Raw genomic sequence first — 14,869 nt, 5'->3', positions numbered from 1 at the left:
AGAAATCAGCCGGTGCGACCGGTGCGCTCGTCGTGGATCTTGGAGAACCGGTCCGACAGCCGGCGCATACGAATCATCAGTGACGCGGCCGGGCAGTCGCGGCCCTCGAGGTAGGAGCCGAATTCCTCATTCGGCAGTCCGATCCGCGACGCGAACTCCTGCTGGCCCAGACCGGAGCGCTCCAGAAGAAGGCGCACGTGGCGGCCGACCTCTGCGCACTCGTTGGCCTCGAGGTTCGCGCGGGCGCGAAGCAGGACCTCGGCCAGCGCCTTGGAGACACCCTGCGGAGGTGCGGAGTGCAGGACCTCCTCGACCTGTCGCGCGGTACGGCCGTAGGGGTCACGCTTGACGGCGACGACGATGCGTTGCCACACGTTGAGATCGTCGGTTTCCAGCGCCGCACGGATCGATGACGTCGGCCAGAACTCGACGGGGCGACTGTCGGTCTGTCGACGCCGCGGTGCCGCCGCCGGGTCCGGGACCGGGGTCGGACGGCCGGGCGCGGCGTCGTCATGCGTGTCCCGCACGTCGGAACTCAACGTCACCTCGCCTCCTCCAGCATCGCCACTGCCACTTCCAGGCAGCGCGCCCTGACACGCTCCCAGTCTGCCACTGCTGCCGGGTCAGACGCGCTCTCGTCGTCATGATCCGACGGTTGCGGATCGGACAGGCGGCGAATCAGCTGCGTGGCGACCCACTGCTTCCTCGAGCGCTGACCAGCGTAGTACCGGTCGATGCGGGTTAAGACTTCCGCTGCAGTTGGGGTCTCCATGGAGTCGATCAGATCGGCGAACTCGCTGAAGTCCCGCGTGGTGTTCCGCGACATCACGAGATAGCTCTTGAGTCGCAGCGTCTCGGCTCCGGTGGGGATCTGAAGCCGGTCGCCGGTGGGCAGCAGAACGTTGGTGGTCTCCATCGGCCTGCGGCGCTCCACCACGGGCGCCTCGGCGTCTGCGGCGGTCTGCAGTGCATCGAGTGCGACCGCCAGTCGTCCCCGCCACAGCGTCACCGGGTGGACGGTTCTGGGCGCAGCCTTGCCTCCTGCTCGACCCGAACCGGCACCACCGCGCAAGCTGATCCGCACGGTGCGGGCCTCGGCGCGGGTTGCGCTGGCCACGCCGCCGCCGTTGTCGCTGGGAGTCTTTACCCGGACCACTGAACCGGCCAGCGCGACGGGCGTGTCGCAGCCCTTGACCGCAAGCGGTCCGCAACCGCTGAACGCCAGCGGGTCCGCGACGATGATCGCCTGCGGCGCAAGGGTCTTCAGCTTGGCCGCCGACTTGACGACGGTACGGATATCGGAGCCGGACGGACCCAGCTCGGAGATGTTCTCCGGGATGATCACGAGGTCGCCGATGTCGATCTTGGGTAGCGGCTTCTCGAAGTCCACCGACGGCAGGATCCGGTCCAGCCAGCGCGGCAGCCACCAGTTCCATTCGGCGAACATCGCCATCAACGCAGGCACCAGGACCAGCCGCACCACCGTGGCGTCGACGGCGATCGCCACGGCGCAGGCCACGCCGAGCTGTGCCACGAGCGGCATCCCCGCGAATGCGAAGCCGATGAACACCGCGATCATGATGAGCGCCGCGCTGGTGATGGTGCGGGCACTGGTGCTCACGCCGTACGCGACTGCATCCCGGGTGTTCTTGGTCTGGACGAAACGCTCGCGGATGCGGGTCAGCAGGAAGATCTCGTAGTCCATCGACAACCCGAAGGTCATCGCAAGGACCAGCGGCGGGATGGTGCTGTCCAGCGACGTCAGCGGTTCGAATCCGAGGGACTCGAACCACCCCCACTCGAAGACGACGACGAGGCTGCCGTACGCGGCGGCCACCGAGAGCACCGTCATCAGCACGCCCTTGAAGGCCAGGAACACCGATCTGATCGAGATCAGCAACATCACGAACGCGATGAACGCCACGAACGCGAACACCAGGGGTTGGGTGTCCGCCACCCGATCGTCGAAGTCCTTGAGCAGGGCGGTCGGTCCGCCGACATCTATATGCGCGCGATCACCGGCGGCCTCGGGCAGATTGGCTCGCATCCAGTCGATGGTGTCGCGGGCGCCCATCTCCTCGGGGTCGATCGACAGCACGACCGACACCAGGGCGCTGCGATTGTCGTCCCCGAACACGGCGGGCGACACGTTCACCACATACGGCGCCTCGGCGATCCGTGCCTCGACTGCGGTCAGGGTGGCGGCGTTCTGGGGTTCGTTGGCGCTGCCTTCGGGGAACGTCACCAGCACCCGGATCGGCCCCAGCGCGCCAGGCCCGAGCGCATCGGCCGCCGCGTTGATACCGCCGCGGATCTCGTGCGTGGGATCGAACTGTCGCTGCAAACTGTTGCCCAGGGTCATTGCGAACGCCGGGGCGGCCAGCGTCAGCAGGCAGATGGTGGCCGCGATCGCCGAAAGCCAGGGACGTCTCATCACCCCGGTGACCCAGCGGGTCCAGAACCGCGACTGCGTGGTGTCCGGCCGGCGGGACATATGAAGGTAGGTCGACCTCTTCGCGGCGGCCTTGCCGAAAGTTCGCAGCACAGCCGGGGTCAGAGTGGTCGACGTCAACACGGCGACCGCGACGGCCAGGATCGCGCCGGTCGCCATCGATGACAGCACGGGCGTGTTGATGAGGTAGATGCCCGTCACCGACGCGATAACCGTCAGACCGGACAGCAGTACCGCCAGGCCCGAGGTGCCCATCGCCGCGTCGGCCGCCTGATCGGCGTCACGGCCTGCGCGCAGTTCCTCTCGGAAGCGCATGAGGATGAACAGCGAGTAGTCCACCGCCAGCGCGATACCGAACATCGACACCGTCGATGTCACGAACACCGACATCGTCGTCACCATCGACAGCAGGAAGACCAGCCCCATCGTCACGGCGACGGTGCACACGCCCAGAAGCAGCGGAAGCGCAGCGGCGGCCAGCGACCCGAAGACGGCAAGCAGCACGATCATGACGATCGGCAGATTCCACTTCTCGGCCTGCGCGACATCGTGCTTGGTGGCCTCACTTGCGGCGGCACCCAACGCGCCCTGCCCGATGACGTAGAGCCGGACCTTTCCGTTCTCCGTCTGTCCGGGTTGGTCCCCGTCGACGCCGACCGCTTTGCGCAACTGCTTGGCGACGTCGGTGCTGCCCGCGTCGAAACCCGTCTGCAGGGACACGACGTAGGGGCGGTCGGGCCGGGGTGGTGGCTGCTGCGGGTTCGGGACGATCGTGACGCGGGGCTCCGCGGCAGCGATGCGCTCGAGCTGCGCCACGGCGGCGTTCATATCCTCATATGACGCGTCCGCGCGCGGCGCGGCGACCAATGCCAGAGGTGATGCGCCCTGATCGGGGTAGTGGTCCTCGACCTGCCGCTCGACGTTAAGGGACTGCGATCCTGCGACCTCGAAGCCGCCGCCGGTGAGATTGCCGGCCTGGCTGAGTGACAGGTATATCGACGGCAATAGGAGGAGCAGCCACACCGCGAAGACCGCCCAGCGATATCTGCGCAGATTGCTACTCAAGCGCATCATGAACTGCTGTATGACGAACCTCGGCCTTCTCGCGGCGTTTCGTAGCTGGAGCGTACCGCAGGGTGGGGTAGGGTGACCGGCTTCGCCAGGAGCGACCGCATTGGTCGGCCCGCGATCTTGTTGACCTGCGAATTTGCTGTGCGGATTGTGCCGGTGGCCCGCCGCGATGGCAGGATGGCCGAGTGCGGTCTCGGGTCGGGGATCAGATTGCCGCCGATATCAAGGGTTTGTGCGGGTAGGAGACCTGCGCGAACCGTGAGGAGCCAGCCATGGGAAGCACATCTGAGCGTGCGCGACGAGGACTCTTCGGAGCGTTCGCTGTAACTGCGGCGGGCGGTGCTGCCTTCGTCGCACTGGCCGTTCCGGGCGGTCTGGCCGCCCCATCGGCCACCGCCGCACTCGATCCGTGCGCGGCCAGCGAGGTCGCCAAGACGTTGGGCTCGGTCGCAACGTCCACGGGTAATTACCTGGACGCGCATCCGGAGACCAACACAGCGCTGACGACCATATCGAAGCAGCAAGCGGGTCCTGCGTCATTGGCGGCGCTCAAGACGTACTTCGACGCCAACCCGCAGGCCGGCAAGGACATGCAGCAGTTGCAGCAACCCCTCGTCGTGCTGTCGTCGCGCTGCAAGCTTCCGCTCACGCTGCCGCAGCTAATGGGCCTGATGCAGGGCGCGCAGTCACAGGCCGACGCACTACAGGGCGCGGCCTCGGGAAGTTTGCCAGGAGCGCTCGGGTCGGCTCAGACCGTCGGCATCCCGGGAGCCGGTCTGCCGGCGTCGCGGCCGCCGGCATCGGTAGGCCGCCAGGGCGCCGGCCCGCTGCCTGGCCCCGCCACAACCGCCGCGACCGCCGCGGGCTAGCTTTCGGCGACGCGTCCCAGACTCCCCGCCAACACGTTGAACTGGGGTTTTGGGCGTCAGGAAGATTGGTTGACCGCAAGGGGAGAAAGTCTTCGCCGATTCTGCTTAGCTTTTCTGTGTCGGTAACCGTCCGTGGTTACGGCCTCTCAGTATTCGATAAAGGAGCTTGATCATGTTGCTCTCGACCATTGGTCGGCGGCGTGCGGTTGCTGGCGTCGCGAGCGCTGGCGCGATCGCCGGTGCGATGCTGTTCGGTGCCATCCCGTCTGCCATGGCCGACGACCCGGCTCTCAACCCGCCGAACTGCACGGCGGCAGATCTGGCCGGTGTGGCCGCAGGCGTGTCGGCCTCGACATCGGCGTACCTGTTCACCCATCCCGACGTGAACTGGTTCTTCACGAGCCTCGAGGGTAAGCAGCGCGAGGACATCCGCGAAGAGGTCTCGACCTACCTGAACAACAACCCCCAGGTGAAGGCCGAGCTGACGGGCATCCGCCAGCCGCTGGTCGATCTCAAGAACCGCTGCGGCACGGCACCTGCGCCTGCAATTCCGTAATCCCCGTGCCGGTTCGGCAGGGGGCACCTCCCAATAGGGGGGAGGAATCCGGCACCGATCCGTCCACTACGGACGGTTCGGGCCGGATGGTCCTGATGGTCGACGACGATCCGGACGTCAGGACGTCGGTTTCCCGCGGACTGCGGCACTCCGGTTTTGACGTTCGGGTCGCGGCGAACGGCAAGGAAGCGTTGCGGCTGCTCTCCACCGAGACACACGACGCGCTCGTGCTCGACGTGCAGATGCCCGAACTCGACGGCGTGGCCGTCGTGACCGCGCTTCGTGCGCTCGGCAACGACATTCCCATCTGCGTGCTGTCGGCACGCGACACGGTCAATGACCGCATCGCCGGGCTTGAGGCCGGGGCCGACGACTACCTGACCAAACCGTTCGATCTCGGTGAACTCGTCGCGCGCCTGCATGCTCTCTTGCGCCGGTCGTCGCATTCGGACCCGACGTCGGACACCATGCGAGTCGGTCCGCTCACCATCGACACCGCGCGCCGGCTGGTGTTCGTCGACGGTGAGCGCGTCGAACTCACCAAGCGGGAGTTCGATCTGCTCGCGATCCTCGCCGAGAACGCTGGCGTGGTGTTGTCCCGGCAGCGTCTGCTGGAATTGGTGTGGGGCTACGACTTCGACGTCGACACTAACGTCGCCGACGTGTTCATCAGCTACCTGCGGCGCAAGCTCGAACGCGATGGGCACAACCGGGTGATCCACACGGTGCGCGGGATCGGCTACGTCCTGCGCCACGATCCGTAGGTGCGCTGGCCACGGTTTCTCCGATCCGCGTCGCTGCGAACGCGGGTCGCGTTGGCGGCGGCGGCCGCGGCTTCCGCCGTGGTGGCGGTCTTCACCGTGCTGACGTCGGTGGTGTTGGCCAACAACGATGCGGTGCAACTTGATCGGCGCCTCGACTCGATCGTCGACGCCAGCATGTATCCCGAACAGCTCAGCGATCCGAGCCGCGGTGTTCTGACCACCGGCCGGTCGCGCTCGTCGGGGCAGGTGGTGTTTCAACGCGGGTTTCAGCTGCCTCGTCTCTCGACCGGCACGGCCTCGGTTGAGGTGAACGGACTCGAGTACCGGGTGCGCACCATCCCCATGGACCAGCAGGGTGGCGTGCTCGTGTCGGTGGGCATCAGAACCGACAGTATTCTGTTGAGCCCGGCCAGGATTCCGGTCTATGCGGCCGTTGGGGTGTTCACCGTGCTGGTCGCCGGTGGGCTTGGCTGGTTGCTTGCGGGTCCAGCGATCCGCCCCCTGCGCAGACTGACCGCGCAGACGATGCGGTTGGGCAAGGGCACCGAACACATCGAGGCTGTCACGGGTGTGAGGGAGGCCGAGGAGTTATCCGACGCCATGGTCGACATGCTGAGCAGATTGGCCGCCGCGCAACAGGCGACCACCAATTCGCTGCAAGCCGCACAGGATTTCGCGGCCAACGCCGCACACGAGCTGCGCACCCCGTTGACGGCGATGCGGGCAGACCTGGACACGCTGCGCATCCACGACCTGCCGGCCGACGAACGCGATGAGGTCGTGGCTGACCTGGCCCGTGCCCAACGTCGCGTTGAGGCGATCATCACCGCACTGGGTCAGCTCGCGTCGGGTCAACTCGCCCAGGCCAAGGACCGTGAGGTCATCGACATCACCGACATGCTCGACCGGGTGGCACGGGAGAACGCGAAGGACGGTGTGGTGGACATCGTCGTGGAGGCCGGTGAGGACATCGGCACCATATGGGGCTGGCCTGGTGGGTTACGACTGGCCGTGGACAACTTGGTGCGCAACGCGATTGCGCACGGTGGAGCCACCCGTATCGTGCTGGCGGCGCGTCGTGAGAGGACAGTCGGCGATGACGCGGCCGAGGTGCTGACCATTGTGGTTGACGACAACGGCCGCGGGCTGCCCGCCGAGGAGCACGACGCCGTCATGGGTCGGTTCGCCAGGGGCAGCACCGCAGCGCCCGGCGGGTCGGGACTGGGCTTGGCACTGGTGTCGCAGCAGGCGGAACTGCACGGCGGCTCGTTCGCGTTGTCCGACAGCCCGATGGGTGGCTTGCGTGGCACCCTGACGCTATCGACCTCTCCTGTGCGCGAGCAGGATTCGGAGCGAGACGAGTCGGTCAGCGGCGAGCAAGGGCGGCTGCGACGCCGCGCCAGCCGAGTAGCACGATGGCGGTCGCGATCGAGGCAACCACCACAAAGCTGATGGCTGTGCCCTGGCCGGTGAGCTTTCGCAACGCCATCCCGACGACAACAGTCGCCACCCACACCGCCAGTCCAGTCGGGAACAACGCCGTCGGGCGCTGCCAGCCGCGTATCACCAACCAGCCCAGTGCTGTTCCTGTCAGGAACGGCCACGCCGTCTCGGCAATCCCTGCGAGGGTGAGTCCCTCGTCGTGACTGCGGCGGCCGACGCTGGCGAACACCAGCACGCACACGATGTCGAGCACCGCCGCCACGGCGACGGTGCGGGCCGTGGTCGGGCTAGCCGAGGTCATAGGTCATCACGTCCAGGACCAGCGGGCTGACATTGGTTTCGTCGCGTGGCGCAAAGCCTGGCTCCAGGTTGATCGGCTTGCCCTCCAGTAGTGGAACCACGTCGTCCTGCGAGACCATCCGGCCGTCGAGCTTGAAGGAGTCGAAGACGAAGGGCAGACCGTTGGCCTTGAGGAAATCAGGACCGTCCATGATGTGGAAGTGCAGGTGCGGTGCAGACGAATTGCCACTGTTACCAAGGTTTCCGAGCACCTGCCCGGTGCTGAGCTTGTCGCCGGGCTTGACCTTGACCGAGCCGGTCTTCAGGTGGGCGTAGAAGGCGTAGTTGCCGCCGCCGATGTCCTGTACGACGTGGTTGCCGCCGTACTCCTCGACCTTGAGGCCGGTGGCATCCGTGAGGGGGACCTGCTCGGGCATCCCGTCAAGCACCGATACGACGGGGCCGTCGGCCACGGCGTAGATGTCGTCACCGAAGAACTGGTAGCTCTCGTTCTTGGTGCCGTCACCGCGGAAGGCGGTGCCGTCCTCGCCGAACTGGAGATAGTCGATGCCGAACCGCTCGGAGATCCACAGCTCGCCGTTGAGCGGGTTCGCCGCCATCCGGTGTGGCGTCATGACGTCACAGCAGCTGTTGGCGGACAGCCAGTTCGGGCCGTCGAGCGGCGGTGCGATGACTGCCGGTTTGTGCGTGGAGACCGTGACCTTGGCGATGTCCTCGGCCACGGTGGCCGGCATGATGGGCGGCATGGGCTTGGTCAGGTTGACCACGACGGTGTGTGAGAGTTCTTCCGGCACTGCGGGTGTGGCGCCCTCGGCGCCGTCAATCACCACGTCCAGCCATACGAGGCCGCTCTGCGCGGGGCCGAACTTGGTTGTCGGATCGGGCGCGCCGAGGATGCGGGTTTTATCGGCCAGGTCATCGCCGGAGAGTGAGAGCAGCTTCCTGTCACCGGCGTTGACGGTGACCGACTCCACAGTTATCTCCTGCCCGAGGGAGTTGGTCAGGTTCAGCTCGTAGGCCAGGTGCACCTTGCCGTCGGTGGCGGGTACGGGGATCGGAGCGGCGAGAACGCGCCCCAGCATCGGGGTTGCCGCCGACGGCTCGGCGTCGGCGGAACTGGCCGGTGTGCTCGACTCGGATTCCGATGTCTGCGTGCCTGACTCGGTGGAGTTCGAACAGCCTGCGAGGAGCGCGAGTGCGCCGACCAGCACGGCGATGCGGTGCATAGGGGGTTTCATTCGTCGCTCCTGGGCATGGGCTGGGCTGAGTCCGGTTCGTGCACGGCTTCGGGGTCGGGGCTGAACTGCGGTGGGGCGGGTGTCTCGTCGACTTCCGTTGCGCCTGTGGCGGTCGTGTCGTTGGCGTCGGGGTCGAGGTCCTTCTCAGTGCGGAACATGAAGAAGAAGACGACCCAGCCGATGGAGGAGATGAATATCCAGCTCACCAACCGGTAGATCAGCATCGCCGAGATTGCTGACGCCAGCGTCATTCCGCTTGATACTAACCCTGGCACAAGGACGGCCTCGACCACCAGGAGGCCGCCGGGCATCAGCGGTATTGAACCCACTGCGCGCGCCGCCGCGTAGGCGACCGTCAAGCCGGCCAGGGATGGATGGCCGCCGGCCGCGTACGCGGCGAAGGCCAGGCACGCCACGTCGGCGATCCAGTTGAACAATGACCAGCTGAACGCGGTCCCCAGGGCGCGTCGGCTCAGGCTCACCGACTCCAACTGCTCGAGTGTCTCGCGCCACTTGACCAGGCCGGTGTCGGCGGGCTTGCCGCGCACCGAGTTGTACCAGGACAGGACCCGGGCGCCGATGCCGTCGATCTGCTGGGGATTGGACGCCACGGACTGGGCGAGCACCAGCAGCGCGATGAAGCCGCCGAGGGTGAAGATCAATGACAGGGGGTTCTTGCTGGCGCCCAGTAGGAACGCGCCGCCCAGTCCGAGCAGGGCCAGACCGACGGCCTGCAGCACCCCCGACATCACCAGCTGCCAGGAGGCCACCACGGGTGATGCGCCCCAGAGCCGCTGCTGGCGGTATATGAAGGTGGCCGAGAGCACGGGGCCGCCGGGCATGGTGGTGGACAGTGCATTGCCTGCGTAGAACGCGGCCTCCGAACGCCATTGGTGCACTCGCACGCCCGCCGATCGCAGCAGCGTGCGCTGGATCTGCGCGAAGCTGTGCATCGAGGCCATGGCGGCGACCACGCATGCCAGCACCCACCACAGGTCGGCAGAGAGCAGGCTGCGCCACGCCTTGGCGAGCTGGTCCCAGACCAGCACCACTTCCACGGTCAGCACGATCACCGCGAGGGCGATGATCGCCCATCGCAGCCACCAGTACTTGCCACGCGAGCGGCTCTCTTGGCGAGCGTCGCCGGCCGGCGCGTCGTGCGACACGCCCTACAGGGTAACGGCGCGGGCGCGTCGGCCAAGCGTGCCGCGGCGCCGGGATCCAAGTCGTTACGCTACCGGCATGCCAGTGGGTGGGGGATCAGGTTCTTTGTCGGGCTTCTCGGTGGACTCGGGGTTCTCCCTGGACTCGGCGGCCGATGCCTCGGTGCATCCGCTGGTACGCAAGACCGCGGCGTGGTCGTGGCGGCTGATTGTCATCCTCGGTGCGCTCATCGCCCTGCTCTGGGTCATCGGGCACATCGAGTTCATCGTCGTGCCCGTCCTGCTCGCGACGATGGTGACGGCGATGCTGCTGCCCCTCGTCGACTACCTCGACCGCCGTGGCCTGAATCGGGGAGCCGCCGTCTCGGTGGTCCTGCTCAGCAGCTTCGTCGTGGTCGGCGGCATCTTGGCATTCGTCATCAGCCAGTTCATCGAGGGTGCGCCCGCCCTGATCGATCAGATGACGCGAAGCATCACGAATGCCCGGCAGTGGTTGTCCACCGGCGTGTTCTCCCATTTCAGCAATGACCAGGTCAAGAGTGCGACCGACGCAGCGATCGAGGCGCTGAAGAGCAACCAGGCCAAGCTGACCAGCGGTGCCTTCTCGACGGCGGGCACGATCGCCGAGATCGTCACCGGGGCGCTGCTGATGTTCTTCACCCTGGTCTTCCTTCTGCACGGCGGACGCAACATCTTCTCGTTCGTCACGTTGGTCTTTCCGACGTCGGTGCGCAGTCGTGTGCGCGACGCGGGCCGCGCCGGGTTCCACTCGCTGATCGGATACGTGCGCGCGACGTTCCTGGTAGCGCTCGTCGACGCCATCGGCATCGGAGCGGGCCTGGCGATCATGGGGATTCCACTGGCCCTGCCACTGGCCTCACTGGTATTCCTCGGTGCGTTCATCCCGCTCGTCGGTGCCGTTCTCACCGGCGGCATCGCGGTGATCGTCGCACTCATCGCCAAGGGCTGGGTCTACGCCCTGATCACGCTCGGTCTGATAATCGCCGTGCAGCAGCTCGAGGCGCACGTCCTGCAGCCGCTGGTCATGGGCCGCGCGGTGTCGATCCACCCCCTGGCGATTGTCCTCGCGATCGCGACGGGTGGCGTGCTCGCAGGCATCGTCGGTGCGCTGCTGGCGGTTCCGATCGTGGCATTTGTGAACAGTGCGACGCGCGTCCTGATCGCCGACGATCCGGATGTCGAGGAGGCCAGGCTCGAAGCCGAGGTCGGCCCGACCATCAAGGGGCAGGCCGACGACGTGGAACCGGGGCCAGGCGCGGCTGCACCACCCCCGGGTTAGTACCCCCTGGGGGTATCATGTGCGCATGCGGAGAATCAGTAGGCGCCGGGCATTCGGCGCGGCGCTCACGACCTGCGGCGTGCTGGCGCTGACGGGGTGCGGAGCCGACCGGACGGAAACGCCGTCCAGTGCGTTGGCTGACATGACATCGTTTGCGCGCCTTGTGGATTCCGACGAGTTCGCAGACATGGTCGCCCAACCCGGCCGAGTGACGATCAATGTTCACGTGCCGTTCGAGGGTGATATCGCCGGCACCGACCTGTCCATTCCGTTTGACCAGATCGACGCCAACGCCGGCCGGCTTCCGGCCGATCGCAGTACCGGACTTGCGATGTACTGCCGCTCTGGACCGATGAGCACTATCGCAGCCGAGACGCTGCACAACCTCGGCTACACCGATGTCGTCGAGCTGCGCGGCGGAATGCGGGCGTGGCAGGCCGACGGCCATCCGCTCATCGGCACCTGAGCCGGCGGGAACCCTCAGCTTGACGCGCTGGCGGTGGGCGCCAACGCGTGGGCCGGCGCGCTGCCGGCGTCGGTGAGTTCGGCGGCGATCGACACCACCAGTCCACCGAGCATGAAGGCAATGATCACGGCCGCCAGCGCACCGGTGCTGAGGTCGGGGATGAAGCGCCGCGCGCCGGTCACGGTGCCGCCGGACTGGTGGTACTTGTGCGTCAGGGCGTGGCCCTTGCCGCGCTGCAGCAGGTAGCGGTTGACCGGGTATGCGACGAAGAACGCCGTGGTCAGCGCGATCATCATGGCCACCCAGAAGATGGGGTTGACCAGGCCGGCGTTCATCGCCCCTGGGATCACCGCCATGACGAGGTTGTCGACGATCTCCATCGTCAGGATCGAGAGGGTATCTGCGGCCAGCACCACGCTGAGCGCTGTGAAGAAGGCCAATCCGGCCTTGAGTAGCGGCAGCGTTGACAGCGCGTAGCCGAACAGGAAGGCGAGGCCGACGGCCAGGGCGATCGTGGCCAGGTTGCTCAGGCCGATCGCGGTCCCGATTATCAGCCCGAGGATCTCGCCGATGGCGCAGCCGGTGAGGCAGTGCAGCGTCGCACTGGCGGCCATCGCGTTGATACTGCCCATATCGTGATCGTGGTGGTCAGCGTGATTCTCGTGTGCGTGCGGACCGTGCTCGTGCGAGGGCGCGGACATGGTGTCGGCTCCTTCCAGCGGTGAGCCATCACCGCTTCGTCAGATTGACTGGGTACCCCTGGGGGGTATATTAACACCGTAACCCCGGAAGGTGCGACGCACAAGGGGCGACCATCCGACGTCCGTCAGCCGCCGGATGCGCTGTCGACCACCGGCGGTGCCGGTCCTAGCCGGCCGGTGCGGTCGAGTCGGAACAACGCGGCAGCTGAGGCCAGCCCAATCACCGCCAGTGCCACCCAGATCAACTCATCCAGGCCCACACCGCGGGCGGCCTGCATCAGCGAACCCGTCGCGAGATTGCCGACGAGGATCCCCATTCCGACGATGGTGTTGTAAAACCCGTAGTGCGTACCGACCAGCCGGTCACTCGACAGGGATACGACGGTGTCCATCTCGAACGGGAACACCGCCGCCGAGCCGACCGCCAGCACAGCGCCGGTCACCAGCAGCGCGGCGACCGCCGCACCGCTCCCGAGGCGCTCGCCGTGAGGTATCACGATAAGGGGCACGAACGCGGCCGACAGAATGAGCACTCCAACCACCAGGGAGTGTCCCGGGCTCCACCGCGCGCTGAACCATCGGGTGATGTGCAGCTGCCCAAACACCGCGACCACACCGGACACCACGAAAACCCCTGCCACAACGAGTGACTCATCCTCGGGTGCGAGTATCCCGGCTTGCAGGGGTAGCGCCAGATAGACCTGGAAGGACAACACGTAGGAGCCGATCATGGCCGCGGCGAACAACAGGAAGGGACGATTGGCCACCACCACACGCCAATCCGCCAGCACCGAGGTCTTCTCGGTCGGTGTGTCGGCGCCGTGTTGAGGTAACGCGAACAGCTGCGCAATGGTCAGGATGGCGAAGACGATTGCCGCCGCCGCAGCAGTCGTTCGGAAGTCGAGCACCATCAATGCCAGCCCGACGATCGGGCCGGCCAGGATTCCGGCCTGGTAGAAGATGTTGAACACCGCGAACGCCTCAACGCGTCGCGGGCCAGCGTCTGCCGCGAGGTAGGCGCGGACCGCTGGGTTGAACAGCGCGCCAGCGAAACCCGTTGCTGCCGAGGCGACAAGCACGGCGGGCAATGTCTCGGCGAAGATCAGCAGGCCAAATCCGACGGTTCGCAGCAGGCAGCCCGCCACGATCAACGGTTTGTAGCCGAGCCGATCCGCCAGGGTGCCCCCCACGATGAACATCCCCTGCTGCGAGAAGTTGCGGACGCCCAGTACCAATCCCACCGCCCATGCGGCCAACCCCAGCGGGCCGGCCAGATAACCCGCCAGGTACGGCATCAGCATGTAGAAGCCGAGATTGATGCCGAACTGGTTGATCATCAGCATCCGGCTGGGCCATCCGAAGCTGCGAAACTGCGTGACGACCCGCATCAAAGCAGTACCGCCATCGGGTCGACGACATTGGCGCAGCGCGTCCACGATGAGACCACCTGCGTGCGTGGATCGTTGATGACGGCGGGCGCATCGGGCGGTGTCACGTCGAGGAGACCGTGGGTACGGCAGTACGCGTCGTTGTAGACGGTGTCGAAATAGCGTTGCGGACCATCGGGAAACACCGCGGCAATGGTGGTGTCGGCGGCAAGCGTGCGCGCGGCCCAACCCGCCACCAGTGCGACTGCCCCGACACTCCACCCGCCGCTGGCGTAGTGCGTGGCCGCCAGGGTGCGGCAGGCCCACACCGCCTCGGCCGGTGCCACCCAGTGGACTTCACTGAATGCCTCGTAGTCGATGTTCCCCGGATGGATGCTGGACCCCAATCCGCGCATCAGTCGGGTGCTGGCGGGCTGACCGAAGATGGTGGAGCCAATCGTGTCGACGCCGATCAATCGCAGGTCGGGGTTGAACTCGCGAAGCACACGTGCCACGCCCGCCGAGTGTCCTCCCGTACCCACCGAGCAAACCAGAACGTCGATGCGGCCAAGCTGTTCGTGCAGCTCGAGTGCCAGGGGACGGTAGGCCTCGACATTGTCGGGATTGTTGTACTGGTCGGGATACCACGCGTGCGGTGTGGCGGACAGGATCTGCTGGACGCGGTCGCGGCGGGCCTGCTGCCAGCCGCCATCGGGATGCGGTTCGGTCACCAGCTCGATATCGGCGCCGAAGGCCGACAGCATCCGCTGGATCATCGGTTCCATTCCCGGATCGGTGACCAGGGTGACCGGGTGCTGATACACCGTGCCGGCCAACGCCAGACCCAGGCCGAGTGTGCCGCTGGTGGATTCGACGATTCTCGCGCCGGGGCGCAGGGCGCCGCTGGCACGCCCGCGCTCCACCATGTGTATGGCGGGACGATCCTTCATGCCGCCGGGGTTGAAGCCCTCGAGCTTGGCCCAGAAGCCGCGCTCACCAGTGGTGAAGGGTGCTGCGATACGCAGCACCGGGGTGTGGCCGACCATCGTGCCCGGCCGGTCGTAGCGGCCGAGGTGGCGCTGGCGGGACAGGGAGAGGTGGGCAGGTGTGTGTGATGTCAGGACAGGGTTCATGAGGGTGCGTCGCTTCTGTTCGAGGCCGCAACGAGGACCGCGCGGC

At 66.6% G+C, this 14,869-nt stretch carries 14 protein-coding genes; 6 read left to right on the top strand and 8 right to left on the bottom strand.

Going from position 1 to position 14,869, the window contains the following annotated elements; translation table 11 throughout:
- Window positions 1-5 precede the first annotated feature (5 nt).
- The gene (locus tag ABIA65_RS01630) at window positions 6-545 is read right to left on the bottom strand and encodes an XRE family transcriptional regulator (protein WP_241401751.1); all 540 of its coding nucleotides are present in this window, start codon (window positions 543-545) and stop codon (window positions 6-8) included.
- On the bottom strand, window positions 542-3,526 hold the full coding sequence (locus ABIA65_RS01625; protein WP_241401750.1) for an MMPL family transporter: 2,985 nt from the start codon (window positions 3,524-3,526) through the stop codon (window positions 542-544). The genes ABIA65_RS01630 and ABIA65_RS01625 overlap by 4 nt, the downstream gene beginning before the upstream one ends.
- Window positions 3,527-3,795: 269 nt before the next feature.
- Between ABIA65_RS01625 and ABIA65_RS01620 the strand changes: the two genes are divergently transcribed.
- From ABIA65_RS01620 to ABIA65_RS01605, 4 genes are all read left to right on the top strand, one after another.
- Window positions 3,796-4,392, top strand: a complete 597-nt coding sequence (locus tag ABIA65_RS01620; RefSeq protein WP_241401749.1) for a hemophore — start codon at window positions 3,796-3,798, stop codon at window positions 4,390-4,392.
- Between the two features lie 172 nt (window positions 4,393-4,564).
- The gene (locus tag ABIA65_RS01615; protein ID WP_241401748.1) at window positions 4,565-4,948 is read left to right on the top strand and encodes a heme-binding protein; all 384 of its coding nucleotides are present in this window, start codon (window positions 4,565-4,567) and stop codon (window positions 4,946-4,948) included.
- An 86-nt stretch (window positions 4,949-5,034) separates the two neighbouring features.
- Window positions 5,035-5,712, top strand: a complete 678-nt coding sequence (locus ABIA65_RS01610) for a response regulator transcription factor (RefSeq protein ID WP_241405906.1) — start codon at window positions 5,035-5,037, stop codon at window positions 5,710-5,712.
- Entirely contained in the window at window positions 5,713-7,164 is a 1,452-nt protein-coding gene (locus ABIA65_RS01605; protein WP_241401747.1) for a sensor histidine kinase, read from the top strand.
- Here ABIA65_RS01605 and ABIA65_RS01600 read toward each other — a convergent pair.
- Genes ABIA65_RS01600 through ABIA65_RS01590 form a run of 3 tightly spaced genes read right to left on the bottom strand, consistent with a single transcriptional unit; the run spans window position 7,079 to window position 9,859 of the window.
- Window positions 7,079-7,456 (bottom strand): DUF3054 domain-containing protein, encoded by a 378-nt coding sequence (locus tag ABIA65_RS01600; RefSeq protein WP_354522394.1) that lies wholly within the window; start codon window positions 7,454-7,456, stop codon window positions 7,079-7,081. The two genes, ABIA65_RS01605 and ABIA65_RS01600, sit on opposite strands and share 86 nt — an antisense overlap.
- Window positions 7,443-8,693, bottom strand: a complete 1,251-nt coding sequence (locus ABIA65_RS01595) for a peptidoglycan DD-metalloendopeptidase family protein (RefSeq protein ID WP_354522393.1) — start codon at window positions 8,691-8,693, stop codon at window positions 7,443-7,445. Before ABIA65_RS01595 ends, ABIA65_RS01600 begins: the two co-directional genes overlap by 14 nt.
- A complete protein-coding gene (locus ABIA65_RS01590) occupies window positions 8,690-9,859 on the bottom strand; it encodes a lysylphosphatidylglycerol synthase transmembrane domain-containing protein (protein ID WP_241401744.1) in 1,170 nt (389 codons plus the stop codon). The genes ABIA65_RS01595 and ABIA65_RS01590 overlap by 4 nt, the downstream gene beginning before the upstream one ends.
- 118 nt (window positions 9,860-9,977) lie before the next feature.
- Here ABIA65_RS01590 and ABIA65_RS01585 point away from each other — a divergent pair, with 118 nt between their 5' ends.
- Together ABIA65_RS01585 and ABIA65_RS01580 are read left to right on the top strand one after the other, a co-directional pair.
- Window positions 9,978-11,156 (top strand): AI-2E family transporter, encoded by a 1,179-nt coding sequence (locus tag ABIA65_RS01585; protein WP_241405905.1) that lies wholly within the window; start codon window positions 9,978-9,980, stop codon window positions 11,154-11,156.
- Between the two features lie 25 nt (window positions 11,157-11,181).
- A complete protein-coding gene (locus ABIA65_RS01580) occupies window positions 11,182-11,622 on the top strand; it encodes a rhodanese-like domain-containing protein (RefSeq protein WP_354522392.1) in 441 nt (146 codons plus the stop codon).
- A gap of 14 nt (window positions 11,623-11,636) precedes the next feature.
- Here the strand turns inward: ABIA65_RS01580 and ABIA65_RS01575 are convergent, their stop codons facing one another.
- The 3 genes from ABIA65_RS01575 to ABIA65_RS01565 all read right to left on the bottom strand — a co-directional run bounded on the left by ABIA65_RS01575 (window position 11,637) and on the right by ABIA65_RS01565 (window position 14,823).
- The gene (locus tag ABIA65_RS01575; protein ID WP_241401742.1) at window positions 11,637-12,323 is read right to left on the bottom strand and encodes a DUF4396 domain-containing protein; all 687 of its coding nucleotides are present in this window, start codon (window positions 12,321-12,323) and stop codon (window positions 11,637-11,639) included.
- A gap of 125 nt (window positions 12,324-12,448) precedes the next feature.
- A complete protein-coding gene (locus ABIA65_RS01570; protein WP_354522391.1) occupies window positions 12,449-13,711 on the bottom strand; it encodes an MFS transporter in 1,263 nt (420 codons plus the stop codon).
- On the bottom strand, window positions 13,711-14,823 hold the full coding sequence (locus tag ABIA65_RS01565) for a PLP-dependent cysteine synthase family protein (RefSeq protein WP_241401740.1): 1,113 nt from the start codon (window positions 14,821-14,823) through the stop codon (window positions 13,711-13,713). The genes ABIA65_RS01570 and ABIA65_RS01565 overlap by 1 nt, the downstream gene beginning before the upstream one ends.
- Window positions 14,824-14,869 lie beyond the last annotated feature (46 nt).

Source organism: Mycolicibacterium sp. 624, from assembly GCF_040548615.1.
In the GTDB taxonomy this organism is placed as follows: Bacteria; Actinomycetota; Actinomycetes; order Mycobacteriales; family Mycobacteriaceae; genus Mycobacterium.
Note: the sequence above shows the minus strand (reverse complement) of the source record. Positions and strands in the feature narration are given on the sequence as shown.

Excerpts from the sequence above, each read along its gene's own strand:
- ABIA65_RS01625 (WP_241401750.1), bottom strand. The coding sequence starts at position 3,526 with ATGATGCGCTTGAGTAGCAATCTGCGCAGATATCGCTGGGCGGTCTTC.
- ABIA65_RS01600 (WP_354522394.1), bottom strand. The coding sequence starts at position 7,456 with ATGACCTCGGCTAGCCCGACCACGGCCCGCACCGTCGCCGTGGCGGCG.
- ABIA65_RS01565 (WP_241401740.1), bottom strand. The coding sequence starts at position 14,823 with ATGAACCCTGTCCTGACATCACACACACCTGCCCACCTCTCCCTGTCC.
- ABIA65_RS01620 (WP_241401749.1), top strand. The coding sequence starts at position 3,796 with ATGGGAAGCACATCTGAGCGTGCGCGACGAGGACTCTTCGGAGCGTTC.
- ABIA65_RS01615 (WP_241401748.1), top strand. The coding sequence starts at position 4,565 with ATGTTGCTCTCGACCATTGGTCGGCGGCGTGCGGTTGCTGGCGTCGCG.
- ABIA65_RS01610 (WP_241405906.1), top strand. The coding sequence starts at position 5,035 with ATGGTCCTGATGGTCGACGACGATCCGGACGTCAGGACGTCGGTTTCC.
- ABIA65_RS01570 (WP_354522391.1), bottom strand. The coding sequence starts at position 13,711 with ATGCGGGTCGTCACGCAGTTTCGCAGCTTCGGATGGCCCAGCCGGATG.
- ABIA65_RS01580 (WP_354522392.1), top strand. The coding sequence starts at position 11,182 with ATGCGGAGAATCAGTAGGCGCCGGGCATTCGGCGCGGCGCTCACGACC.
- ABIA65_RS01575 (WP_241401742.1), bottom strand. The coding sequence starts at position 12,323 with ATGTCCGCGCCCTCGCACGAGCACGGTCCGCACGCACACGAGAATCAC.
- ABIA65_RS01595 (WP_354522393.1), bottom strand. The coding sequence starts at position 8,693 with ATGAAACCCCCTATGCACCGCATCGCCGTGCTGGTCGGCGCACTCGCG.